This is a genomic window from Pantoea sp. GL120224-02, assembly GCF_900215395.1.
GTDB classification, from domain to species: Bacteria; Pseudomonadota; Gammaproteobacteria; order Enterobacterales; family Enterobacteriaceae; genus Pantoea; species Pantoea communis.
In genome coordinates this window covers 34,720-60,246 of record NZ_OBEC01000005.1, presented here as the reverse complement: position 1 = coordinate 60,246, position 25,527 = coordinate 34,720, and the positions used below count along the sequence as shown (strand labels likewise).

Genomic DNA, 25,527 nt, shown 5'->3' with positions numbered 1-25,527 from the left:
TCCTTCCTGTTATTACGCGTCATCGCCGAACCAGCAGATATTACGTGCAGCCATAATCAGCGCACCGGCCTTCTCATCATCCAGCCCTTCAATATCTGTCAGATCGTCAACACCTTGCTCAGCGAGATCTTCCAGCGTGCAAACGCCTTTGGACGCCAGGCGATACGCCAGCGCACGATCCAGGCCCTCAAGATTCAGAAGATCCTCAGCGGGCTCCTGATTACCAAGGCTCTCTTCTTTCGCTAATGCCAGGGTGGTCAACGCATTTTTTGCTCGTTCACGCAGGGCTTCAATGGTCTCTTCGTCGAGGCCGTCGATTTCCAGCAACTCGTTGATTGGCACATAAGCCAATTCTTCCAGCGAAGAGAAGCCCTCTTCCACCAGTACGGTGGCGAACTCTTCGTCGATGTCGAGATGTTTAGTGAACATATCGATCGCTGCGTGGGCTTCAGCCTGATGCTTAGCCTGCAGATCATCGACGGTCATCACGTTCAGTTCCCAACCACTCAGTTGGGAAGCCAGACGCACGTTTTGGCCGTTACGGCCGATCGCCTGAGCCAGATTGCCGGCTTCAACAGCGATATCCATGGTGTGATTGTCTTCATCCACCACAATTGACGCCACATCGGCTGGCGCCATGGCGTTAATGACGAATTGTGCCGGGTTATCGTCCCACAGCACGATATCAATACGCTCGCCACCCAGCTCGCTTGATACAGCCTGGACACGCGCACCGCGCATACCCACACAAGCACCGACCGGATCAATACGTTTATCGTTGGTTTTCACCGCGATTTTAGCGCGTGAACCTGGATCGCGCGCTGCCGCTTTGATCTCGATAACTTCTTCACCGATTTCTGGCACCTCAATGCGGAACAGTTCGATCAGCATTTCTGGCTTAGAACGGGTGACAAACAGCTGTGCACCACGCGCTTCCGGACGAACAGCGTACAACACGCCGCGAATACGGTCGCCTGGGCGGAAGTTTTCACGTGGCAGCATATCTTCGCGTCCGATCACGGCTTCAGCATTGCTGCCCAGATCGAGTGAGATGCTGTCGCGGTTTACTTTCTTCACCACGCCGGTGATGATTTCACCTTCGTGTTGACGGAACTGATCAACCACCATCGCGCGCTCAGCCTCACGGACTTTCTGCACGATAACCTGTTTAGCGGTTTGGGTGGTGATACGGTCGAAGGTGACAGATTCGATCTGATCTTCAACGTATTCGCCCAGATTGAACGCTTCGTCTTCAAAGCGGGCCGCATCCAGCGTAATTTCACGAGTCGGCTGTGTTACTTCTTCCACAATCTGCCAGCGACGGAAAGTATCGAAATCACCGCTGCGACGGTCAATGCTGACGCGCACTTCGATCTCTTGCTCATACTTCTTTTTAGTCGCAGTGGCCAAAGCGCTCTCAAGCGCTTCGAAGATTTTCTCACGTGGCAGGGCTTTTTCGTTAGAAACGGCTTCTACTACAGCTAAGATCTCTTTGTTCATCCTGGTTAGCCTCAATCCGGACTTTTAAAAGTGGGGGACCAGGTTCGCTTTCTGAATATTACTCAGCGCGAACACCTCATCGTTACCCTCAACGGTTACCGTGATCATCTCACCTTCCACGGATTTGATGATCCCCTGCCATTTACGGCGGTTCTGTACGGCCATACGCAGTGTCAGGCTCACCTCATCACCGGCGAAACGTGCATAGTGTTCAGCAGTGAAAAGAGGACGCTCGAGACCTGGCGAGGAGACTTCAAGGTTGTAAGCCACCGTAATGGGATCTTCCACATCCATTACCGCGCTGACCTGGTGGCTAACATCGGCACAATCATCAACATTGATACCATTCTCACTATCAATATAGATGCGCAAAGTCGATGTGCGACCGCGAACGAATTCGATACCGACCAATTCGTAGCCAAGCGCTTCTACTGGAGCGGTGATCAAATCAGTCAATTTTTGCTCTAATGTGGACAAGCCCACCCCCAAGACATAAAAAAAGGGCCTATAGCCCAGTATTGCGATTCCTGATAACAAAAAACCCCGAAAATTCGGGGCTTTTTATCACTGGACCCTGTACGCCGCAGAGCGGCATCGGCACACAATCCAAAAGAATTTTTTTCAAAAAAACACTGAGGATGCGTCCGTCGATGCATACAGTATATTTGAAAAAGAACTCTAAGGGAAAGTGGTTGCGGGGGCCGGATTTGAACCGACGACCTTCGGGTTATGAGCCCGACGAGCTACCAGGCTGCTCCACCCCGCGTCCGAAAACGTGGCGAATAATACGCCGACCTTGCTAAAAAAGCAAGTTTTACTGAGATTTGGTACCGAGGACGGGACTTGAACCCGTAAGCCCTTTCGAGCACTACCACCTCAAGGTAGCGTGTCTACCAATTTCACCACCTCGGTACTGCACTGACTGCGACGTTATGTTGCCGCTAAAGCATTGACGATGTTACTGCGGGATATCATTGCCCGGGGTTGCCGGTTTAGCTGGCTGAGTCTGCTGTTCAGACTGAGCTGGCGCAGTGAGGTTTTCCCACTCGCTTCCTTTAGAAGACTTATTCGTGTTCAGATTGCCCAGAATCAAGCTGATGATGAAGAACAGGGTCGCCAGTACTGCAGTCATACGTGTCATGAAATTACCAGACCCGTTTGAACCGAACAGTGTACCAGAGGCGCCTGCACCGAATGAGGCTCCCATATCAGCGCCTTTGCCTTGCTGAAGCATGATCAGACCCACGAGGCCAATCGCAACAATAAGGAAAACAACTAACAGAGCTTCGTACATAATCAACCTGTTTCCTTGCGCGTTATCCGCACAGTTAAAGCTTCACCAATATTGACGGGGAGTATCGTCATCACCCATCAGAAGCGGGTGTGAATACTAACCAATGGGACATACCTCTGCAAGCGCAATTTTCACGAACCTTATTGATTGCGGAAAAAAGCGCCAGGATGGTGATTTAACAGGCGGAAAGTCGAAATCTCGCCGCCTGTTAACACGCTTAGACCGCTTTCACCGCATCAGCAATTTTATGCGCCAGCTCGGTGACTAACGCTTCATCTTCACCCTCGACCATCACGCGAATCAGCGGCTCAGTGCCCGATTTACGCAACAGCACACGACCGCGCCCTGCTAGCGTTTTCTCCACTTCAGCGCTGACAGCCTTAACGCTCTCGGATTCAAGGGGATCATGACTGCCGCTGAAGCGCACATTCACCAGAATCTGCGGCAGCATTTTCATGCCACTGCACAAATCATGCAGACTCATGTGATTACGCACGATAGCAGTAAGTACTTGCAAACTTGCCACGATACCGTCGCCAGTGCTGATTTTATCCAACAGAATGACATGCCCGGAGTTTTCAGCCCCCATGCGCCAGCCCTTCTCCTGCATTTTTTCCAGCACGTAGCGGTCACCCACTTTGGCACGTGTGAAAGGAATACCCAGCTGTTTCAACGCCAGTTCCAGCCCCATATTACTCATCAACGTACCCACCACCCCGCCGCGCAGTTGCCCCTGACGTAAGGCTTCACGTGCAATGATGTAGAGAATCTGGTCACCATCGACCTTCATGCCCAGATGATCCACCATCATGATGCGGTCACCATCGCCATCGTAAGCAAGGCCCAAATCGGCCTTCTCTTCCAGCACGCGCTGCTGCAGCATGCGGAGATCGGTTGCGCCGCACTCTTTGTTGATGTTCATGCCATCGGGCTGCACGCCAATCGCAATCACTTTGGCACCTAATTCACGCAGCACATTAGGCGCAATGTGATAGGTCGCACCGTTGGCGCAATCCACTACGATTTTCAGACCGTTAAGACTTAACTCGCTCGGGAATGTGCCTTTACAGAACTCGATATAACGACCAGCAGCATCAACGATACGGCTGGCGCGCCCCAACTCAGCGGACTCAACGCAGGTCAGTGGCTTCTCTAACTCAAGCTCGATGGCCTCTTCCACTTCATCCGGCAATTTAGTGCCTTCTGCAGAGAAGAATTTGATGCCGTTATCGTCGAAGGGGTTATGCGATGCAGAGATCACGATACCGGCTTCTGCACGGAAGGTACGCGTCAGATAGGCAATCGCGGGGGTTGGCATAGGCCCGGTAAAGGCCGCCGACAAACCAGCAGCAGCCAGGCCCGCTTCCAGCGCCGATTCCAGCATGTAGCCAGAAATACGCGTATCTTTACCAATTAATACCTTACGTGATCCAGAGCGCGCCAGAACCTTACCCGCAGCAAAACCCAGCTTTAGGACAAAATCAGGGGTAATCGGTGCTTCACCGACCTTGCCACGAATACCATCTGTACCGAAATATTTACGATTACTCATGCTTTATCCTTTTGCTCTCCGTGTCGCTTCAACAATACGCATCGCTTCGACAGTCTCTTTCACATCATGCACGCGAATAATTTGTGCGCCCTGCATAGCGGCAATCACCGCACAGCTCAGGCTGCCGGTCAAACGCTGCGTCGGACCGACATTTAACAGCTGGCCAATCATCGATTTGCGCGACATTCCGACCAATAGTGGTAAGCCAAAATGGTGGAAATGGCTGAGTTCAGCCAGCAGTTGATAATTGTGGTTGAGATTCTTACCGAAACCGAAGCCAGGGTCGAGCAACAGATTCTCTTTTTTAATGCCTGCCGCTTCGCAACGTGCAATCTGTGCCTGGAAGTAAGCGTCCACTTCACCCACGATATTCTGATATTCAGGTGCTTGCTGCATAGTGCGCGGTTCGCCCTGCATGTGCATCAGGCATACCGGCAGACCGGTCTCCGCTGCCGCTGCCAATGCACCCGGTTCTGACAGTGAACGAATATCATTAATGATGTGAGCACCCACTCGCGCCGATTCACGGATCACCTCTGGCTTTGAAGTATCAACAGAAATCCACACTTCAAAACGCTGGGCGATAGCTTCAACCACCGGAATCACGCGTGCTAACTCTTCATCTACGCTGACTTCATCGGCTCCTGGCCGCGTAGATTCCCCGCCGACATCGATGATGGTTGCGCCCGCATTCACCATCTCATTGGTATGGGTCAGCGCATCCACCAATGTGTTGTGTGTTCCGCCATCAGAGAAGGAGTCCGGCGTGACATTCAAAATACCCATCACATGGGGAAACGACAGATCGAGATGGGAATCACGGGCGAACAACTTCATGGCGGGAATCTCCTTGGGAATCACGGTATCACTGAATGTAAAAAACCCCGGACCGGCCGGGGTTTTTGCTGAGGTTTGTGGCCTCTTACTTGTCGAGCTGTTCTGACATGGTGTTGCCAGGATTTGGCGTACGCGGTTCATCAACCGGACGTGGCGCCTTTGGCGTCCCATTGTTGTCCGATGAACTGCTGCTGCCTGAATCATCCCAACCTGCTGGTGGGCGAACTTCACGACGAGCCATTAAGTCATCAATCTGTGGCGCATCAATGGTTTCATACTTCATCAGCGCGTCTTTCATCGCGTGAAGGATGTCCATGTTCTCACCCAGCAGAACACGAGCACGCTGGTAGTTGCTGTCGATCAGGTGTTTAACTTCCTGGTCGATGATGCGTGCTGTTTCATCTGACATGTGTTTCGCCTTAGCCACAGAGCGGCCGAGGAACACTTCGCCTTCTTCTTCAGCATACAGCAACGGACCTAACTTCTCGTTGAAGCCCCACTGCGTCACCATGTTGCGCGCCAGGTTAGTGGCGACTTTAATGTCGTTAGATGCACCGGTAGAAACGTGTTCTGCGCCGTAGATGATCTCTTCCGCCAGACGACCGCCATACAGCGTTGAGATCTGGCTTTCAAGTTTCTGGCGGCTGGCGCTAATCGCGTCACCTTCTGGCAAGAAGAAGGTCACACCCAGCGCACGTCCACGCGGGATAATTGTCACTTTATGCACCGGATCGTGTTCCGGTACCAGACGACCAATAATCGCATGGCCCGCTTCGTGGTAAGCGGTGGATTCTTTCTGCGCTTCCGTCATCACCATGGAGCGACGTTCTGCACCCATCATGATTTTGTCTTTCGCTTTCTCGAACTCAACCATCGAGACCACACGCTTGTTGCCACGTGCAGCAAACAGTGCCGCTTCGTTGACAAGGTTAGCGAGGTCAGCACCCGAGAAGCCCGGCGTACCACGTGCGATGATCGCTGCATCGATGTCAGTGGCCAGCGGCACACGACGCATATGCACTTTCAGAATCTGTTCACGACCGCGGACATCTGGCAGACCGACCACAACCTGTCGGTCAAAACGACCTGGGCGCAGCAGCGCGGGGTCAAGTACGTCTGGACGGTTAGTTGCGGCGATAACGATGATGCCTTCATTACCTTCGAAGCCATCCATCTCAACCAGCATCTGGTTCAGCGTCTGCTCACGTTCATCATGACCACCGCCTAAACCGGCGCCACGTTGACGGCCTACAGCATCGATTTCATCGATAAAGATGATGCACGGCGCGGCTTTCTTCGCCTGCTCGAACATGTCGCGCACACGAGATGCACCGACACCCACGAACATTTCAACAAAGTCAGAACCGGAGATAGTGAAGAACGGCACTTTTGCTTCGCCAGCAATCGCTTTAGCCAGCAAGGTTTTACCGGTACCCGGAGGGCCGACCATCAGGACGCCTTTCGGGATCTTACCACCCAGTTTCTGGAAGCGACTTGGCTCGCGCAGATATTCAACCAGTTCACCCACTTCTTCTTTCGCTTCATCGCAACCTGCGACATCAGCAAACGTGGTCTTAATCTGGTCTTCGGTCAGCATGCGGGCTTTACTCTTGCCAAAGGACATCGCGCCTTTGCCACCGCCGCCCTGCATCTGCCGCATAAAGAAGATCCAAACGCCAATCAACAGCAGCATTGGGAACCAGGAGATGAAGATGGAAGCCAGCAGGCTTGGCTCTTCTGGTGGTTCGCCAATCACTTTGACGTTTTTGGTCAAGAGGTTATCAAGCAACTTTGGATCGTTGACAGGAATGTAAGTCGTATATTTATTACTGTCTTTTTTGACAACGTTAATCTCACGCCCGTTAATACGTGCCTCGCGGACCTGATCCTGGTTCACTTCCGACAGGAAGGTTGAATAATCAACCCTACGGCCATTCGACTCGCTGGGCCCAAAGCTCTGGAAGACAGACATCAGCACGACCGCGATGACTAACCAGAGAATCAGGTTTTTCGCCATGTCACTCAAGGGATTAACCTCATATTACAACGGTGTTAACAGACAGCGTAGGGTACTATATATCCTTCAGACCTGGAATCGCGGCGCTGATGATTTTACTGCTTTTCACTGAAACTCAGAATTACACATCAGAGTAAACGCAGTTCGCCTTGCTTTGATTCCGGTACCGAGAGCTATAGTTTGCGCCCTGTCGCCACAATGTACACTTCACGCGAACGTAAACGAGAAGCGTCTGGCTTACGAATTTTCACTTTCGTAAATAGGGAGCGAATTTCCCGCAGGTATTCCTCGAAGCCATCTCCCTGAAACACTTTCACTACAAAACTGCCGCCAGGCGCCAGGATATCCCGACACATTTCCAGCGCCAACTCTACCAAATACATCGATCGTGGAATATCAACCGCAGGTGTACCACTCATGTTCGGCGCCATGTCAGACATAACAACTTGCACCTTTTGATCACCTACTCGCTCCAGCAATGCGTTCAGCACTGCCTCTTCACGAAAGTCGCCCTGTAAAAAATCGACACCGACGATCGGGTCCATGGGAAGCAAGTCACAGGCAATAATACGACCGTTAGATCCAATCTGTTGTACCGCATATTGCGACCAACCGCCGGGCGCAGCACCCAGATCTACCACTGTCATGCCGGGTTTGAAAAGCTTGTCACCCTGCTGAATTTCGTCCAGTTTAAACCAGGCGCGCGAACGCAACCCCTTTTTCTGTGCCTGCAACACATATTTATCGCTAAAGTGTTCCTGTAGCCAGCGACTGGAACTGGCCGAACGCTTTTTACCCGTCATAATTTTTCCAATTAAATCTTCATCGTAGCGATAAATCAGTACGCAATGAGTCGCGTTGATTTGGCGATATACCCGAGATGGCGGTAGAATGAACCGTTTTCAATCCCTGAGTAAGTAAAAAATACGATGAATCTGAGTACCAAACAAAAACAGCACCTGAAAGGCCTTGCCCATCCACTGAAGCCCGTTGTTATGCTGGGCGGTAATGGCTTGACCGAAGGCGTGCTCGCCGAAATCGAACTGGCGCTCGAGCATCACGAATTGATCAAGGTGAAAATTGCCTCTGAAGATCGTGAAACCAAGCAGCTGATCGTTGACGCTATCGTACGTGAAACAAAAGCTTGTAACGTACAGGTCATCGGCAACACGCTGGTGCTGTATCGCCCTGCAAAAGAGCGCAAAGTTACTCTGCCACGTTAATTAAGCCGTAAAGGCTGCCATGACGGGCAGAGAAAGTGCCATGCTCCTGCATGGGATAAAAGGCCGCTATGCGGCCTTTTTCCTTTCTTTACAATATGCGGCTACACATTTCAAAGCGTAGCAATATCTTAAAGGTATTCCACCTTTAACACTTCATATTCCACATCGCCGCCCGGTGTCTTCACAATCGCAACGTCGTCTGCTTCTTTTCCAATCAAACCACGCGCCATCGGCGAGTTCACTGAAATCAGGTTTTGTTTGAAGTCAGCTTCATCATCACCCACGATGCGGTAAGTGAATTCTTCGTCCGTATCCACATTCAAAATGGTCACGGTAGCACCAAAAATCACGCGGCCGGTTTTCGGCATCGTCGTGATATCAATCACCTGAGCGTTGGAGAGTTTGGCTTCAATCTCCTGAATACGTCCTTCGCAAAAACCCTGTTCTTCACGGGCAGCGTGGTATTCGGCATTTTCTTTTAGATCGCCATGCTCACGGGCTTCGGCAATAGAGGCGATGATGCGCGGACGCTTCACGGTTTTCAGTTCGTTCAGCTCTTCACGCAGGCTCTCAGCGCCTTTCAACGTCATCGGAATCTGATTCATTTTGGCTCCTCGTCATCTATCCTGGTTAACGGCGTCATCCTGACCGGTGACAGCAGAAAACAGCTTCTGCGGCGCGTTACCTCTTTTCACAAGCAAAAGAAGCCTGACCCGGAAAGCTTTCCGGGTCAGGTTCGGTTTTGCATTTTGATACGTATTTTACCCCAGAGTTCCCTGTGGGTCATCGTTTACTTTGCACCGCCTCGGGACGTAGTATTGACGCCTTCACCCGTCAGTTACCGCGAGATTATGCGATTTTCACGACTTGTTACCGGATTAACCTGTGCGTTTATGCTGCAGGCACAAGCAGCCCCCGTTGAAGAATACATGCAGTATTTGCCAGACGGCGCAAACCTGGCGCTGATGGTACAAAAAGTGGGCGCATCAACCCCGATAATCGACTATCACGGCAAACAGATGGCATTGCCGGCCAGTACCATGAAGGTGATTACCGCGCTGGCGGCCCTGCTGGAACTCGGTCCGGACTTCCGTTTTCAAACCACGATGGAAACCAAGGGTGCAGTCAGCGATGGCACGCTCAATGGCGACTTAGTGGCGCGCTTTGGTGGCGATCCGACACTGAGCCGTCAGGATCTGCGCAACATGGTGGCGGCCCTGAAAAAGCAGGGCATTACGCATATCAAAGGCAATCTGGTGATCGACACGTCCGTGTTCGCCAGCCACGATATGGCACCCGGCTGGCCGTGGAATGACCTGACGCAGTGCTTCAGCGCCCCACCTGGGGCGGCCATTGTCGACAAAAACTGCTTCTCAGTCTCGCTCTATAGCGCCACCACGCCGGGCGAAAACGCCTTTGTGCGCATTGCGTCCTATTATCCGGCACATATGTTCAGTCAGGTGCGTACCATTGGCCGCAACAGTGGTGATGGGCAATATTGCGAACTGGATGTGGTGCCAGGCGAACTGAACCGCTACACGCTGACCGGCTGCATGCGCCAACGCACCGAACCCTTGCCGCTGGCGTTTGCGGTGCAAGATGGTGCCGCCTGGGCGGGCGAAATCCTCAAGGCCGAACTACGTGCCGCGGATATCGATTACAGCGGCCATTTAGTGCGTCAGACGCAGGTTACCTCACCGGGAACCGTGCTCGCGTCGACGCAATCCGCGCCGCTGCACAATCTGCTGCACACCATGCTGAAGAAATCGGACAACATGATTGCGGATACGGTGTTCCGCACCATCGGCCATCACTATTTCAACGTACCCGGCACGTTCCGCGCCGGTTCCGATGCGGTACGCCGCATACTGCGTGAAAAAGCAGGCGTCGATCTCGGCAACAGCATTCAGGTCGATGGTTCAGGCTTGTCGCGTCACGATTTGATTGCGCCAGATACCATGATGCAGGTACTGCAATACATCGCGAAAAACGACTCAACGCTGAACTATATTTCGATGCTGCCGTTGGCGGGTTATGACGGCACGTTGCAATATCGTGGTGGCCTGCATGAAGCCGGACTGGATGGCAAAGTCTCGGCAAAAACCGGTTCGCTGCAGGGCGTTTATAATCTGGCTGGATTTATTACCACTTCTAGCGGTGCACGTGTCGCCTTTGTGCAGTATCTTTCTGGTTATGCGGTGCCGCCTGAAGATCAGAAAACGCGGCGCATTCCTCTGGTACGCTTTGAAAGCCGCCTCTACTCGGATATCAACAAAAACAACTAATGAAATTGCTGATCGTTGAAGATGACGCGCTGTTGCAATCGGGCCTGGCTCAGGCCCTTAGCGCACAAGGATATGCTGTTGACTGCGCGAGTACTGCTGCAGAGAGTAATGCTTTCTTACGCAGTGGGCAGTACAGCCTGATCGTTCTGGATCTGGGTTTACCGGATCGCGATGGTGCCACGTTGCTGCGTCAGTGGCGGCGCGATGGCATCAACGTACCGGTGTTGATCCTGACGGCGCGTGATGCACTGGAGGATCGCGTGGATGGCCTGGATGCCGGTGCCGACGATTATCTGGTCAAACCTTTCGCGCTGGTTGAACTGCAGGCACGCGTGCGTGCACTGATTCGTCGTTTTCAGGGCCACAGCGATAATTTGCTGCAACAAGGTGATCTCACCCTCAATCTCAGTTCGCAGCAGGTTTTGCTGGAAGAGCGTCCACTGGAAATTACCCCAAAAGAGTTCGCACTGCTGACGCGCCTGTTAATGCGTGTCGGTCAGAACGTCCATCGCGAAACGCTGCAGCAGGATCTCTATAGCTGGAATGACGATCCCGGATCTAACACCTTAGAAGTTCATATCCACAATCTGCGCCGTAAGCTCGGAAAAGATCGTATCAAAACCGTGCGTGGCGTGGGCTACCGCCTGGAAGTGCGCGAATGAATAGCATGCGTCAGCGGTTACTGATTATGCTGGCGCTGATTCTCCTCACCTGCCAGGTGATGAGCGCCATCTGGTTATGGCATGAGAGTCGCGAACAGATCAGTTTCCTGGTCAACGAAACGCTGTCTGCTCAGGCGCGTAACGACCGCGTCGAGAATGAGATCCGTGAAGCCATCGCTTCACTGCTGTTGCCTTCACTGGTGATGATCGCTCTGACGCTGCTGCTGTCATTCTGGGCGATTAACTGGATCATTCGTCCATTACGATCCCTGCAGGATAGCCTCGCCCATCGCTCCGCCGATAATCTCACCCCGCTGCCGGTTTATTCAGAAATGGATGAAATCGTTGCCGTGACCACCTCCATTAATCAGCTATTTTCGCGGCTCGACCACACGCTACAACAGGAACGCCTCTTCACCGCCGATGCCGCGCATGAATTGCGTACCCCTTTGGCCGGTTTACGTCTGCACCTTGAACTGCTGCACCAGCAGAACGTGCCGCAGAGTGAGATGCTGATTGAACGTATCGACCAGTTGATGCACACCGTGGAGCAACTACTGATGCTGTCGCGAGCCGGCCAGGCGCTGGCAGGCGGTCACTATCAGCAGTTGCTGTGGCAAAAAGACATCATGCAGCCGCTGCAGCCGGAAATGGCCGAACTTTATGCACAGCGACAGCAAACACTGCACTGGCCGCACGGCAAAGATATTCCGCAACAGGGTGAAGCCGTGTTGCTGCGCCTGATGCTGCGTAATCTGCTGGAAAACGCCTCACGCTACAGCCCGGAAGGCAGTGAAGTGAAGGTGAATATGCAGCAGGACAAGCAGCAGGTGATTATCGAGGTGTGGGATCAGGGGCCGGGCATTGAGGCCGATGCGGCAGAAGAACTGACGCAAGCCTTCCGCCGTCGCGATCAGCGTTACGGTGGCAGCGGATTAGGTCTGAACATTGTGCTGCGCATTGTACAGATGCACCGTGGCAGGCTGGAGCTGGTCAACCGTAAAGATAGCAGCGGGCTGATTGCCCGCTGCTATTTACCGCATCAACTGCTTTAGAAGTGAGTGTTGAGGCTGATGTAGTAAGTACGGCCTGATTCGTTATAAGTATTGGCACCCGCACCGTACAGGTAGGCGCCTGTTGTGGCGTTACCGGTGGTTTGCGCATTACCTTCGCGGAAGTGACGCTTATCAAACAGGTTGTCGATACCCAGGGTGACGCTGGCGTACTTATTCACATCATAAGTCCCGCTCAGGCCAATGATAGAGTAAGGACTCACTTTTTCGGCCGCGCTTCCCGTCACCGGTTGACCTTTGTAGTCATACTTTTTCGGTGTTTGCGTGCCGTACCAGGTCAGGGTGGTTTGCAGCGACAGATCCTGCGTTGCCTGCCAGCTCAGCGTCGAGTTCAGAGTGTATTCCGGGATGATCGACAGACGATCGCCGGTTTCCTTGTTCTTACTCTGCAGCATGTAGGTGAAGTTGTTGTTCCAGCTCACGCTATCCGAGAACGGCACATTCACCGTACCTTCCAGCCCTTCCACCACCGCTTTCGGTACGTTTTCCCACTTGTAGATATCCGTGGTGCCGTTTGAGGCTTTACCGACGGCTGCGTAACCCGCTTCAATCTTGTTGCGGTAATCGTTACGGAACCAGGTCAGACCCGCCTGATAGCCTTCGTGTTTCCACTCCAGTCCAATCTCTTTGTTGAAACTGTTTTCGGCTTTCAGGTCTGGGTTACCTTGCAGATAACAGGCACCGGTGCTGGCAGCACAGCCCTGACCGTTGCTGTACAGCAGGTAGTTCGGGTTAGTCTGGTACAGGCTTGGCGCTTTATAAGCCAGGCCCGCCCCCATCTTCAGTGTGAAGTCATCACCCAAACCTTGCGACAGGTTCAGAGACGGGCTCCAGTTGTTACCCACAATCGAGTGATGATCGAAACGCAGACTCGGCGTCAGCATGGTGCTGTCGGTCAGTTCCATGTTGTCTTCAGCGAACAGCGAGAAGATTTCCGCCTGCGAATACGGGCTACGACCGGTATTCGACACGCCAGGTACAGAGCCATAGTTAGCAGCCTGAGTGGTTGAAGAGGGATCCTTCATGCTCTGCTGGTTCCATTCGGCGCCCAGCGTTGCCGTCTGATTAATCAGCCACTCAAACGGAATGCTAACTTCGCTGTGCAGTAAAATATCGTCTAACTGAATGGTGTTGAAACCATCGTTAGAGAAGATACCTTCTGTACCGCCCGCCAGACCTTCATTGATACGAGTATTACGGGTTTTCTCATAGCGCGCATAGGTATTGGTGCTGACACCGTTATCCCAGGCACCGGTCCATTTCAACGAGATATTCTGGCGATACAGGCGGTTAGTTTCATCGCCATAGAGGCTTTTCACCAGCGCACTGGTGTTGGTGTTCTGCGTATCGCCTGCGTAAAGGTTGCCTTGACGGCTGTAACCCGCTTGCAACTCCAGGGTTTGCATCGGAGCAAATGCCCAGCTCAGTAACGCATTGATATCTTTATTGACCGAGCCTTCACGACCAGAAGGATAACTGCCCGCATACGTACCGGTACGCGCTGCCGCATGGCCTTCGTTGATGTCATAAGCATCGGCCTGGGTTTTCGCTAAGCCACCGTACAAGCGGAAGTTGAAGTCATCACCCAGCGGCCCTTCGAGGCTGAAGTTAGTGCGTTTGGTCGCGCCTTCCGATTTGTGTTCCGGCGCATTGAAGTAGGTATTCCACGAACCGTGCCACTGCTGATCGGTATATTTCCTGGTGATAATGTTAACCACACCGCCTGCTGCGCCGTTACCGTAACGCACCGCGGCCGGGCCACGAATCACATCAATGCGTTCGATCATTTCTGGCGGCACCCAGTTGGTATCACCGCGCGTATCACGCTCACCACGCCAGCCCAGACGTACGGAGTTGCGGCTGGTGATTGGCATACCATCCACCATAATCAGGGTGTTTTCCGGGCCCATGCCGCGAATATCGATCTGGCGATTGTTACCGCGCTGGCCACTGGTGGAGTTACCGGTCAGGTTAACGCCCGGCATGGTGCGAATAATTTCAGAGACATCACGTGCAGGCGGATGCTTTTTAATTTCATCTGATGTGATGGTGGAAACGCCGGGTGCCTGCAGGTTTTGCTGCTGGGCGGTCACCATCAACGTGCCGCCGTTCATCGATTCGGCGTCGGTAGTGGATTGGCTGCTGGTCGTCTTGCTGGAAGTGTCTGCTGCCCAGGCGCTGCCTGAGAGCAGTGAGGCGCTCAGCCCCAGTTCAATCAAAATAGCTAATGATAATCGTGAGTAACGCGTCATTGTTTTTCATTCCTGGATGGCCAGTAAAATGCCGTTGGATTCTTAACTGGCGAGCCGGTGAGAATATCCCTGTCCTTATCGCGCCCAGTTCCAGACCTGGCAGTGCCATCCGTTGCGTAACCTTCCAGGAAGGAAAGAGTCAGGCGGAACGAGCGTGCTCTTTTGAGCGGAAACACCCTATTGCAAATGCAAATAGTTATCAATAGTATTAATTATTAATCTTATGTAAATCTTTCCCTACACAGTGACTGGCAGCCCCTATGACCTGGCGAAATGATGTAACCGGTAGCGAAGCCTGGTGGCAGGAGCAACAAACTCAGGGTATTCCGCGAATTGACCCTCAGCAGGATGGCACCTGCCTGGTGACCTTCTTCTGGCGCGATCCCCAAGGCAGCGAAAAAACGTCAGCGACTCAGCGTGTATGGATCAACATCACTGGCGTGACCGATCACCACCAGAAACGTCCACCGCAGTCATTGGTGCGCGTAACGGGTACCGATGTGTGGTACTGGCAAACTGCGCTGCCATCAAACTGGCGCGGCAGCTACTGCCTGATGCCCGATGAGCAGGCAACCGACTTTAGCGGTGAAGCGGACATGTATGCCTTGCGAAACTGGTGGCGTGACAAATTCCCCACGGCGAAGGCCGATCCCCTGAATACACTGCGCGGCTGGGCCGGTGGGCGTGGCATGGGCGTTTCGCCGCTGCATCTCCCGCAGGCCCCTGACCAGAAAATCTGGCAAGCCGTGGATGATGGCAGCGCATCGGCTGTTTCTTTGCAACAATATCAGTGGGATAGCGCGTTACTAAGTAACAGTCGCAAAGTGTGGATTTATGCCACCGGCGAATCCGATAACGCGCAACGTCCACTGGCCATTCTGCTGGATGGGCAGTTCTGGGCGAATCAAATGCCGATTGCCGGGCCATTGCAGCAACTTACTGACGCAGGGAAACTTCCCCCTGCCGTTTATCTGTTAATTGACATCATCGATCGTGAACACCGTAGTCGTGAACTGCCCTGTAATCCGCAGTTCTGGCAAGCCGTGCAGCAGGAGTTACTGCCGCAGGTGGCGCAATGGGCACCCTATCGCCAACAGGCAGATAGCACGCTGGTGGCTGGACAAAGTTTCGGCGGGCTGGCATCGGTGTTTGCCGCGCTGCATTTCCCGGAGACGTTTGGCAATGCACTAAGCCTCTCCGGATCATTCTGGTGGCCCGAACGTGGCAACCCATACGGCTGGCTGTTGCAGGCGCTGGATAGCGGCCTGGCACCGAAACAGCCGCTGCGTTTCTGGCTGGAGGCAGGTAAACGTGAAGGCCTGATTCTGCAAGCCAATCAACAATTAGAACAAAAACTTACCGCTGCCGGCTATCAGGTAAATTACCTGCCGGTGGAGGGCGGCCATGACGCACTATGCTGGCGCGGTGGTCTGCTCGACGGTCTGCAAGCCCTGTGGCGCAATCCGACTTAACTTCATCACGCAGGACGCAAACCGGAGCACAGATGTCTGAATCTCTGATGAACAAAACCATGACCGACCAACACACCTTGCCCTTAGTGGCAGCCCAGCCCGGCATCTGGATTGCCGACCAGCTGACCCAGCACCACAATGCATATGCAGTAGCGCACTTTGTCGAATTGTCCGGCGCCATCGACACAGACCTGCTCGCGCAGGCCATCGTGGCTGGCATGCAGGAAGCCGATACGCTGAATATGGCGTTTGCCGAAGTCGAGGGCGAAGCACTGCAGTGGCTGCAACCGCAGACGTTCAGTGCGCCAAAAATCGTGGATTTGCGCGCTGAACCCGATGCGGCCACCAAAGCCCGCGCGTTAATGCGTGAAGACATGAACGGTGATCTACGCGTACTGAGCGCTGCACCTTTATGGCATCACACGCTGTATCGCATTGGCGATCAGCACTGGTTCTGGTATCAGCGTTATCACCACTTAGTGGTGGATGGTTTCAGCTTTACCGCCATCACTCGCCGTATTGCTAACCTTTACACTGCCGCCGTGCAGCAGCAAGAGGCCGAGCCAACCCCGTTCATCCCGTTTAGCGAAGTCGTCGAAGAGTACCAGCGTTATCAGGAATCCTCTTCATTCACGCGCGATGGTGATTTCTGGCGCGAGAAAGGCGCAGCGCTGCCCTCACCGGCTTCGCTATCACCGCTGCCGCTGGCTGGACAAAGCGCGACCACCGATCTGCTGCGCCACAGCGTGACGCTCGATCGCAGCACCTTCCAAACCCTGGTGAATCAGCATCCACAATCCAGCGCTGCTGACCTGGCCTTTGCGCTGGTGGCGCTGTGGCTGGCGCGACTCAGCGGACAAAATGATTTCGCCGCTGGATTCATCTTTATGCGCCGCATCGGATCCGCCGCGCTGTGTGCCACCGGTCCGGTGATCAACGTGCTGCCGATGGCCGTGCATTACGATCCCACCCAGCCGCTGAGTACGCTGGCTGCCCAACTGGCTGGTGAAGTGAAGAAAATGCGCCGCCACCAGCGTTATGACGCGGAACAGGTGCAGCGCGATCTTGGACGTTTGGGCGATGGTGACCCGCTGTACGGTCCGGTGATCAACCTGAAGATGTTTGACTATCAACTCGATTTTGCTGGCGTTGAAGGCATAACCCATCAGCTGGCATCAGGCCCGGTGCGCGATCTGGAAATCGCTATCTACATTAGCGAACAGGGTGAACTAACGCTGGAGTTGCTGGCGAATGCGGAGCGCTATAGCGAATCGACGCTGATTCGCCACGCCAGCCGTTTTGCTTTGCTGCTGGATCAGCTGGCGGAGCAACCACAGCGTGCGTTGGGTGAACTGGATCTGCTAACCACAGAAGAGCACGTACAAATTGCCGGTATCAATCAGACCGCGCACCCTGTTCCTGCAGAAACGCTGGCCTCACTGTTGGCGCAACAGGCCGCGCGTACGCCTGATGCCCCGGCGCTGGCTGATGCGACGCACCAGTTAAGCTACCGTGAGATGCAGCAGCAGTTGTATGCTCTGGCAGCGGATCTTAGTGCAGCGGGCGTCCAGCGCGGCGATATCGTCGCAGTGGCATTGCCGCGTTCAGTGCAGCTCTCACTGGCACTGCAGGCGATTGTGTCGCTCGGCGCGGCCTATCTGCCGCTCGATACCGGCTACCCCGACGAACGTTTGCAGCTAATGCTGGAAGATGCCGCCCCCAAAACGCTGATCACCTCAGTGGAATTGAGCGCCCGCTTTAGCGCTATCGATTCTGTTAAGCAGCTGCACTTTGATGCGCTCTATACCGCGCCAGACGCGCCACCACCTGCCAGCGCGCCGACACCACAGGATGGCGCTTACATCATCTACACCTCAGGATCTACCGGGCGTCCGAAAGGCGTATTGGTCGGTCATGAAGCGATCGTCAACCGCCTGTTGTGGATGCAGGATCGCTATCCGCTGCAAGCCGACGATGTGGTATTGCAGAAAACCCCAAGCAGTTTCGATGTATCCGTATGGGAATTCTTCTGGCCGCTGCTGGTAGGCGCGCAACTGGTGATGGCACCGCCGGAAGCGCACCGCGATCCGGAAGCCCTTCAGCAGTTGTTTGCGCGTTACAAAGTGACTACCACGCACTTTGTCCCTTCGATGCTGGCCGCCTTTGTCGCGGCGCTGGACAGTGCGCCAGCGATTGCCTGCTGTGGCAGCTTACGTAACGTCTTCTGTAGCGGTGAAGCGCTGCCGACCGATCTGTCGCGTGAATGGGAAAAACTGACGCAGGTGCCGCTGCACAATCTTTACGGCCCGACCGAAGCGGCGGTAGATGTCAGCTGGTATCCGGCGTTTGGCGAAGCGTTGGCAGCCGTTGAAGGGGCCAGCGTGCCGATTGGTTTCCCGGTGTGGAATACCGGACTTCGCATTCTTGATGCGCGTATGCAGCCGGTGCCGCCTGGTGTGGCGGGCGATCTTTACTTAACCGGCGTACAGCTGGCACACGGCTATCTTGGCCGCCCGGATCTGACCGCCAGCCGCTTTATCGCCGATCCTTTTGCCGCTGGCGAACGCATGTACCTAACCGGTGACGTGGCGCGCTGGCTGGATAACGGCGCGGTGGAATACCTCGGACGCAGCGACGATCAGCTGAAGATCCGAGGCCAGCGTATCGAACTCAACGAAATCGATCATGTGATGAGCGCACAGCCCGGTATTGAGCAGGCAGTCACGCACGCGGTGGTACTCGGCGGTGCCGCTGCACAAGGCGGTGACGCGCGTCAGCTGGTGGGTTACGTCGTCGCAGAGCACGTTGTCGATGGCGACGCGCTGCGTGATGCACTGGCGCAACGGCTGCCTGCACATATGGTGCCGGTGGCGATTGTGCAACTGGATGCCTTCCCGCTGAGCAGCAATGGTAAATTGGATCGCAAAGCCTTACCGCTGCCAAAAAATGCAGCTGACAGCGTGGGCCGTGAACCGCATCCCGGTCTGGAAACCCAATTGGCGCAGGCTTTCTGCCAGTTGCTGGCGCGTGACACCATCAGCGCCCTGGATGATTTCTTCGCCCTCGGTGGACACTCACTGCTGGCAATGCGCTTAGCTGCCCAACTGCGCCGCGAACTGCAACAGCCGGTTTCGGTGGGGCAGATTATGGTGGCTTCAACGGTGGAAAAACTCGCCCGGTTGCTGAGCGATACTCAATCGCATCAGCAGGCAGGTTTTGAAGCCGTTCTGCCGCTGCGTCAGGGCAACGGTCCGACACTGTTCTGCTTCCATCCGGCGTCGGGTTTTGCCTGGCAGTTCAGTATTCTGCAGCGCTATCTCGATCAGCGCTGGTCGCTGGTGGGGATTCAGTCGCCGAATCCCCAGAGCCCGCTGAACCAAAGCGCGCATCTCGACGAGGTGTGTGATGCGCATCTGCAAACCTTACGGAACGTGCAGCCGCACGGACCGTACTTCTTCCTCGGTTATTCGCTGGGCGGCACGCTGGCGCAAGGTATTGCGGCACGACTGGAAGCGGCAGGTGAAGAGGTAGCCTTCCTCGGCCTGCTCGATACCTGGCCGCCGGAAACGCAGAACTGGGATGAAAAGCGTGGCGAGAATGTGCTGGATCCGGCGGTGCTGGAAGAGGTGAATCGCGAGCGCGAGCAGTTTATCGCTGCCCAGCGCCATCAGGCGGGCGAAGAGATGCGCGCGATGTTCGATACCATCGAAGCCAACTACGCCAGTTCGGTGCGTCTGTTGGCCACCGCGCGCAGTGCGCGTTTCAACGGTCGCGCCACACTGTTCCTCGCCGAGCAGACGCAGCAGCCCGGTCAGGATGCGCGTCGCGCCTGGGCACCGTATGTCGGTGAGTTAGAGGTTTGGCCGATGGATTGTGCACACGTGGAGATTATTTCCCCGCAGATGTTTAAGCAGATTGGCCCGCTGTTGCAGCGGATATTAGGCTAGCGTCAGCCGATTTCCGGGAGGTCGAAAGGCCTCCCGGCGATAAACTTCTCTGCCTTTTACAGGGCGTTGAGATCAAGCCTCACTGCAATCAACCTGCCTGCCCTGTGCAGGGCGCTGCGTTAAGACCTCCCGACACGATGCTCCACTGTGGTGTGCCGGTCACAGCATTTAGATTCCCGCGATGACAGGCTTTGTGCAGCCAGACCGCTTACTTTCCTCTTCCCAGCGGCACGATCATTGGCGTGTGCGCCACCGGATCTTCCACAATCACGCAGCGCAAACCGTACACCTGTTCAATCAACGCGGGTGTTACGATCTCTGCGGGCTTGCCTTCGGCCAAAATCTTGCCGTGACGCATGGCGATCAAATGGGTGGCATAACGGCAGGCGTGATTAAGATCGTGCAACACCACCACCAGCGTGCGGCCATGCTGCTGATTCAACTCCTGCATCAGTTCCAGCAGTTCAATCTGATGGGTGATATCCAGCCAGGTAGTTGGCTCATCCAGCAACAGCAGCGGGGTTTGCTGCGCCAGCACCATGGCAATCCATACGCGCTGACGCTGCCCGCCGGACAAGGTATCCACTGGCTGCTGCGCCAAATCCGCCACGCCGGTTGCCCGCATCGCGCTTTGCACCGCCTCTTCATCTTCACTGCGCCAGCGGCCAAACAGCGCTTGATGCGGGTAACGCCCACGTGCCACCAGTTCGGTAACGCTGATGCCAGCCGGTGCGTTGGAACTCTGCGGCAGCAGCCCAAGTCGACGCGCCACCTCTTTGGTCGGATAACGCGCTATCGCCTCACCATCCAGATACACCTCGCCTTTCAGCGGAGTATTAAGGCGGCTCAGGGTGCGCAGCAAAGTGGATTTACCGCAGGCGTTGGGGCCGATAATCACTGTCAGCTCACCTTCCGGGATCGCCACCGATAGGTTTTCTGCCACCACTTTCTTGTCGTAGCCGAGCGTCAGGCCTTCGCCATACAGCCGTGAAGGGATATCGATCATTGGCGTCGCGCCTCCCGCACCAGTAACGCAATCAGATAAAGTCCACCGAGGCTGACGGTAATCACGCCAACCGGTAATTGATAAGGCAAGAACAAATGCTGCGCAGCAAAATCAGCCGCAATCAGCAACAGTGCGCCACACAGCGCCGCCAGCAGCAGCGCGCCTTTCTCGCCGCCGCCGAGTCGACGCGCGATTTGTGGTGCCAGCAGCGCAATAAAGGAGATCGGCCCCACCAGCGCAGTGGACGCCGCCGTCAACACTACGCCAATCAGCATCAGCAGCAGCCGACTGCGCTCCACCGGCACGCCGAGCGCACTGGCGGTATCATCGCCCATCTCCAGCAAACGCATCCGTCGTGTTAGCAACGCCATCAGCAGCAGCGACAGCAGCAACACGCCAATCACCGGCGGCGTTTTCGCCCAGGTGATGCCGTTAAGTGAACCGGCACTCCACAATCCGGCACTGAGCGCGGACTCTAGCGAAGCACTGATAATCAGCCAGGCATTCAGTGCCATCAGCAAGGCGCGCACACTGATACCGACAATAATCAGGCGGAAGGTTTCTACCCCGTTGCGCCAGGCAAACAGATACACCAATGCCGCCGTGCCGATACCGCCAACCAACGCTGCACCGGTCATGGCGGCGATGCCCTGATTGAACAGCACCAGCGCCACCAGCACGCCGCTATAGGCACCGGTATTGAAACCGAGAATATCCGGGCTGCCGAGCGGGTTGCGCAGCAGTGACTGGAAAATCGCGCCGCTGACGCCCAGTGCCGCGCCAATCAGCAGCGCCATTAGCACACGCGGCAGTCGCCACTCTAAAACGATCAGCTTGACGTTGCTGGCACCGTGTCCCGCCAGCACTTGCCAGAATTGCTCAGCACCAATCGGCAATGCGCCTCGCGTCATCGCCAGATACGCCAGCAGTGCGCATCCGAGCAACAACCACGTGGTATGTAATCTAACCCTACGCGTCATAACGCACCTCGCCCGAGTTTACGGCGCACCAGCACAATCAACACCGGTGCACCCAACATCGCCGTGACGATGGAGACGCGCAGTTCGCCCGCCACCAGCAGTCGTCCCAGAATATCCGCTGCCAGCAACAGAATCGGGGTAATGATCGCCGTGGCGGGCAGCATCCAGCGGTGATCGTTGCCGACCATCCAGCGTGCAAAATGCGGCGTCATCAGTCCGATAAAAGCAATCGGCCCCACTGCCGCTGTCGCCGCACCACACAACAACGCAATCGCCACTAAACCAAGCAGTTGCGTGCGCACCACCCGCGTGCCCAGCGCGGTCGCCATATCGCCGCCCATGCTTAAACTGTTCAACGCCTGCGACAAATAGAGTGCCACTCCGCTGCCGATTAGCACGGCCGGGAACAGCGTACGCAATACAGTGAAATTGCGGATATCCAGCGAGCCGCTGTGCCAGAAACGCAGATGATCGTAAATATCGGGATTGAGCAGTGACAGACCAGACGTTAGGCCATCCAGCACCGCGCCCAGCGCTACGCCGGCTAACGTCAGGCGTACCGGATTGACTCGCCCGCCGCCAATCGCCCCCGTCATCGCTACCAGCAATGACGCCAGGAGTGCACCGGCAAACGCGAAGCCGAGCCAGTCGAGGGGAGAATCCGCGCCAAACAGCGCAATGCCGATCACCACCGCAAATCCGGCGCCCGCATTGACACCGAGAATGCCCGGATCGGCCAGCGGATTGCGCGTCAGGCTTTGCATCAGTGCGCCTGCTAACCCAAGGGCGACACCCGCCAGCAATCCGGCCAGAGTGCGCGGCAGGCGTGCATCACGCACAATCACGCACTCAGCGTTGTTACAGCCTGAGGTAAGAGAATGATAAACATCGGAAATGGGTATCGATTTTGCCCCCAGCATCAAGCTGAGCGCGATGAGGAGCAAGAGCAGAATCCCTGAGCCTGCTAATGCACGGATCTGGCGCATCGTTCTAAACCTTCACTGTTCAACGTCGTCGCATGCGCAACGCAATTTGATAATGGTTATCGTTATTACTCGCGTTTGCCTATGTTACCATGACTCGCCTCGCGGACGATGAGGAAAATTGGTGCAAAAAGGCGAACAAATGAACAAATCTTCCCACTTTATCGATCTCTCCCTGCTGAAAACCCATGCGGCATTTCGCGCAGTATTTATTGCCCGATTCATCTCGATTGTCGCATTAGGCATGCTCGCCGTGGCGGTGCCGGTGCAGATTCAGCAGATGACGCACTCCCCGCTTTTGGTGGGATTGGCCGTCACCCTCGCCGCATCCGGTATGTTTATTGGTCTGCTAACCGGCGGGGTGTTAGCCGATCGCTACGAGCGTAAGAAACTGATTTTGCTTGCCCGATCCACCTGCGGCTTGGGCTTTATCGCGCTGGCGATTAACGCTGCGCTGCCGCAGCCTTCACTGATTGCGGTGTATCTGCTGGGATTCTGGGATGGCTTCTTTGGCGCGATTGGCGTCACGGCGCTGCTGGCGGCCACACCGGCGCTGGTGGGGCGCGAAAACATTATGCAGGCCGGCGCCATCACCATGCTGACGGTGCGTTTTGGCTCCATCCTCTCGCCAGCCATTGCCGGACTGGTCATTGCGCACGGCGGTGTAATGTGGAACTACGGCTTAACCGCGTTTGGCACACTGATTACCGTACTGACGCTGCTGAAATTACCGCAACTCCCGCCACCGCCTCAGCCGCGCGAACATCCGCTGAAGTCGCTGGCCGCCGGGGTGCAGTTCCTGTTTGCCAGCCCGATTGTCGGTATGGTGGCGCTGATCGGTGCTCTGGTCACTCTGGCCAGCGCAATTCGCGTGCTCTACCCCGCTCTCGCACCACATTGGTCAGTGAGTACTAACCAGCTTGGCATGCTCTACGCAGCCGTGCCGCTGGGTGCCGCCATCGGCGCGTTCACCAGCGGTAAACTGAAACATGCAGCCCGACCGGGACAGCTGGTGCTGGGCAGTGCGGTGGCCGGATTTATCGCGCTGGGATTATTCAGTCTGATGCCCAATCTGCCGCTGGCGCTGCTGTGTCTGGTGGCGTTTGGTTATTTCAGTGCCATCAACAGTCTGGTGCAGTACGCGATGATTCAACTGCTGACGCCAGACCATCTGCTGGGCCGCATTAACGGCTTGTGGACCGCGCAAAATGTCACCGGAGATGCGATCGGTGCGGCGATGATTGGGGCCATGGGATCGTGGTTATTGCCGCCACAGGCTGCCGCCACGTTTGGTTTTGCGGCAGCGCTGTTGGGGATTGTAATGTGGTGTGTAATGGGCCGTTTACGTCGTTATGCGCCGCCAGCCCCTGAGCTGGCGGAGCAGGCATCATGATTTAACGAACAGTTTCTCCAGACGCGCCAGCAGATTGCTGGCGCTGTAGTAATCCAGACGGAACGAATCGACGCCAAGCGGGAATACCTGCTTATCCTTAACCGCCGCGTTTTGCGCGAGGAACGGATTGCCGATCACTGACTGTGTGGTTTTGTCATCAGCCGCAAACAGCAGGAAGGTTTTGCCCGTCAAACCGCTTCCCACATTCTCACCCGACAGCTGAATGATGTCTTTACGCTGGCCCATGCTGTGGCCTTGCTGCACGCTGGCGGGTGGAACGGCGAGGGTAAAGCCAAGTTGCTCCAGCAGTTTGCCCTGCGCTGACTCCGTGGTCCACACGTTGACGGCACGCCCATCGCCGTTCCACACCAAGGCAGACACGGGCTGCGGCGGTAAGGTGATGGCTTTTTTCAACGCTGCTTCACGATCGTCAAAAGCCTTCACCCGCTGTGCAGCCTGCGCTTCGTGACCGGTTGCCTGGCCTAGCAGCGTCACCACATCCTGCCAGCTCTTGTCGTCGTAATTCACCACCAGCGTCGGTGCGATGGCGGAAAGCTGGCTGGCGAGTTTAATCGCAGAATCATTACCTGTGGCGCTCACCAGAATCAGGTCTGGTGCTTCTGCGGCCACCGCTTCGGCACTCGGCTCGCCAATATAGAGACGTTTTACATGGCGCTGTTTTGCCACCTCACCCCATTGACGGAAAAAACCCTGATCGTCGGCCAGACGGCTGTTCGGAGCGGTCGCACCGGAGGCCACCACCGGTGCATCAATTGCCAGCAATGATCCAGTTAAGGTGACGCTGGTTGAAACAATACGCTGCGGAGCTTTGTTTAAGGTAATTGAACCCTTTGCCCCCTGCACCGTGCGCGGCCATCCCTGTTCTGCCTGTGCGAGCCCTGTGAAAGTCTGGAAAATAAACAACAGGGCTGTCAGTCCCAATAAACCGCATTTATTCATAAGTTTTGGTCCACCTTTTAGCTTATTGCACGGCTCGACGTCACCTTCCGATTACGCCTAATCATGCGGGAAATCCCGCGAATGGATTGAC

Annotated in this window: 20 protein-coding genes and 2 tRNA genes; 7 read left to right on the top strand and 15 right to left on the bottom strand. The window is 55.3% G+C overall.

What is annotated here, in order from left to right; translation table 11 throughout:
* Positions 1-12: 12 nt before the first annotated feature.
* From nusA to rlmE, 9 genes are all read right to left on the bottom strand, one after another.
* Positions 13-1,500 carry a transcription termination factor NusA gene (gene nusA, locus CRO33_RS11340; protein WP_034826526.1) on the bottom strand — a complete coding sequence of 496 codons (1,488 nt, stop codon included), beginning with the start codon at positions 1,498-1,500 and terminating at the stop codon, positions 13-15.
* 24 nt (positions 1,501-1,524) lie between these two features.
* Positions 1,525-1,977 (bottom strand): ribosome maturation factor RimP, encoded by a 453-nt coding sequence (rimP, locus tag CRO33_RS11335; protein WP_034826528.1) that lies wholly within the window; start codon positions 1,975-1,977, stop codon positions 1,525-1,527.
* A gap of 212 nt (positions 1,978-2,189) precedes the next feature.
* Positions 2,190-2,266 (bottom strand) — tRNA-Met (locus CRO33_RS11330).
* Between the two features lie 59 nt (positions 2,267-2,325).
* Positions 2,326-2,412, bottom strand: a tRNA-Leu gene (locus tag CRO33_RS11325).
* A gap of 46 nt (positions 2,413-2,458) precedes the next feature.
* Positions 2,459-2,794 (bottom strand): preprotein translocase subunit SecG, encoded by a 336-nt coding sequence (gene secG / locus CRO33_RS11320; protein ID WP_034826531.1) that lies wholly within the window; start codon positions 2,792-2,794, stop codon positions 2,459-2,461.
* Positions 2,795-3,011: 217 nt separating this feature from the next.
* Positions 3,012-4,346 carry a phosphoglucosamine mutase gene (gene glmM / locus CRO33_RS11315; protein ID WP_034826534.1) on the bottom strand — a complete coding sequence of 445 codons (1,335 nt, stop codon included), beginning with the start codon at positions 4,344-4,346 and terminating at the stop codon, positions 3,012-3,014.
* A 3-nt stretch (positions 4,347-4,349) separates the two neighbouring features.
* A complete protein-coding gene (gene folP, locus CRO33_RS11310; RefSeq protein WP_097118206.1) occupies positions 4,350-5,183 on the bottom strand; it encodes a dihydropteroate synthase in 834 nt (277 codons plus the stop codon).
* A gap of 85 nt (positions 5,184-5,268) precedes the next feature.
* Entirely contained in the window at positions 5,269-7,200 is a 1,932-nt protein-coding gene (ftsH, locus tag CRO33_RS11305; protein ID WP_034826538.1) for an ATP-dependent zinc metalloprotease FtsH, read from the bottom strand.
* Positions 7,201-7,373: 173 nt separating this feature from the next.
* On the bottom strand, positions 7,374-8,003 hold the full coding sequence (gene rlmE, locus CRO33_RS11300; protein WP_034826540.1) for a 23S rRNA (uridine(2552)-2'-O)-methyltransferase RlmE: 630 nt from the start codon (positions 8,001-8,003) through the stop codon (positions 7,374-7,376).
* A 126-nt stretch (positions 8,004-8,129) separates the two neighbouring features.
* Here rlmE and yhbY point away from each other — a divergent pair, with 126 nt between their 5' ends.
* Complete coding sequence (yhbY, locus tag CRO33_RS11295; RefSeq protein WP_097118205.1) at positions 8,130-8,423, top strand: ribosome assembly RNA-binding protein YhbY; 294 nt, start codon at positions 8,130-8,132, stop codon at positions 8,421-8,423.
* Positions 8,424-8,551: 128 nt separating this feature from the next.
* On the opposite strand, the gene greA is transcribed toward yhbY, so the two are convergent.
* Positions 8,552-9,028 carry a transcription elongation factor GreA gene (gene greA, locus CRO33_RS11290; protein WP_034826545.1) on the bottom strand — a complete coding sequence of 159 codons (477 nt, stop codon included), beginning with the start codon at positions 9,026-9,028 and terminating at the stop codon, positions 8,552-8,554.
* Between the two features lie 246 nt (positions 9,029-9,274).
* On the opposite strand from greA, the gene dacB reads away from it, so the two are divergent.
* The 3 genes from dacB to pmrB are packed head-to-tail and all read left to right on the top strand — an operon-like array spanning position 9,275 to position 12,425.
* Positions 9,275-10,708, top strand: a complete 1,434-nt coding sequence (gene dacB, locus CRO33_RS11285) for a serine-type D-Ala-D-Ala carboxypeptidase (protein ID WP_097118400.1) — start codon at positions 9,275-9,277, stop codon at positions 10,706-10,708.
* A complete protein-coding gene (pmrA, locus tag CRO33_RS11280) occupies positions 10,708-11,370 on the top strand; it encodes a two-component system response regulator PmrA (RefSeq protein ID WP_034826547.1) in 663 nt (220 codons plus the stop codon). The genes dacB and pmrA overlap by 1 nt, the downstream gene beginning before the upstream one ends.
* Positions 11,367-12,425, top strand: coding sequence for a two-component system sensor histidine kinase PmrB (gene pmrB / locus CRO33_RS11275; RefSeq protein WP_097118204.1), 1,059 nt, complete (start codon positions 11,367-11,369; stop codon positions 12,423-12,425). Before pmrA ends, pmrB begins: the two co-directional genes overlap by 4 nt.
* Here pmrB and CRO33_RS11270 read toward each other — a convergent pair.
* Positions 12,422-14,695 (bottom strand): TonB-dependent siderophore receptor, encoded by a 2,274-nt coding sequence (locus tag CRO33_RS11270; RefSeq protein ID WP_097118203.1) that lies wholly within the window; start codon positions 14,693-14,695, stop codon positions 12,422-12,424. The two genes, pmrB and CRO33_RS11270, sit on opposite strands and share 4 nt — an antisense overlap.
* A gap of 260 nt (positions 14,696-14,955) precedes the next feature.
* Here CRO33_RS11270 and fes point away from each other — a divergent pair, with 260 nt between their 5' ends.
* On the top strand, positions 14,956-16,167 hold the full coding sequence (gene fes / locus CRO33_RS11265; RefSeq protein WP_097118202.1) for an enterochelin esterase: 1,212 nt from the start codon (positions 14,956-14,958) through the stop codon (positions 16,165-16,167).
* Between the two features lie 32 nt (positions 16,168-16,199).
* Positions 16,200-20,114, top strand: a complete 3,915-nt coding sequence (locus CRO33_RS11260; RefSeq protein ID WP_097118201.1) for an enterobactin synthase subunit F — start codon at positions 16,200-16,202, stop codon at positions 20,112-20,114.
* Between the two features lie 208 nt (positions 20,115-20,322).
* On the opposite strand, the gene CRO33_RS11255 is transcribed toward CRO33_RS11260, so the two are convergent.
* From CRO33_RS11255 to fepD, 3 genes are read right to left on the bottom strand one after another with little or no spacing between them, the layout of a single operon-like run.
* Positions 20,323-21,120 (bottom strand): ATP-binding cassette domain-containing protein, encoded by a 798-nt coding sequence (locus CRO33_RS11255; RefSeq protein WP_058959455.1) that lies wholly within the window; start codon positions 21,118-21,120, stop codon positions 20,323-20,325.
* On the bottom strand, positions 21,117-22,100 hold the full coding sequence (gene fepG / locus CRO33_RS11250) for an iron-enterobactin ABC transporter permease (RefSeq protein ID WP_097118200.1): 984 nt from the start codon (positions 22,098-22,100) through the stop codon (positions 21,117-21,119). The genes CRO33_RS11255 and fepG overlap by 4 nt, the downstream gene beginning before the upstream one ends.
* On the bottom strand, positions 22,097-23,086 hold the full coding sequence (gene fepD / locus CRO33_RS11245; RefSeq protein ID WP_097118199.1) for a Fe(3+)-siderophore ABC transporter permease: 990 nt from the start codon (positions 23,084-23,086) through the stop codon (positions 22,097-22,099). The genes fepG and fepD overlap by 4 nt, the downstream gene beginning before the upstream one ends.
* Positions 23,087-23,225: 139 nt before the next feature.
* Here fepD and entS point away from each other — a divergent pair, with 139 nt between their 5' ends.
* Complete coding sequence (entS, locus tag CRO33_RS11240) at positions 23,226-24,476, top strand: enterobactin transporter EntS (RefSeq protein WP_097118399.1); 1,251 nt, start codon at positions 23,226-23,228, stop codon at positions 24,474-24,476.
* Here the strand turns inward: entS and fepB are convergent.
* On the bottom strand, positions 24,471-25,436 hold the full coding sequence (fepB, locus tag CRO33_RS11235; RefSeq protein WP_097118198.1) for a Fe2+-enterobactin ABC transporter substrate-binding protein: 966 nt from the start codon (positions 25,434-25,436) through the stop codon (positions 24,471-24,473). The two genes, entS and fepB, sit on opposite strands and share 6 nt — an antisense overlap.
* Positions 25,437-25,527: the final 91 nt, after the last annotated feature.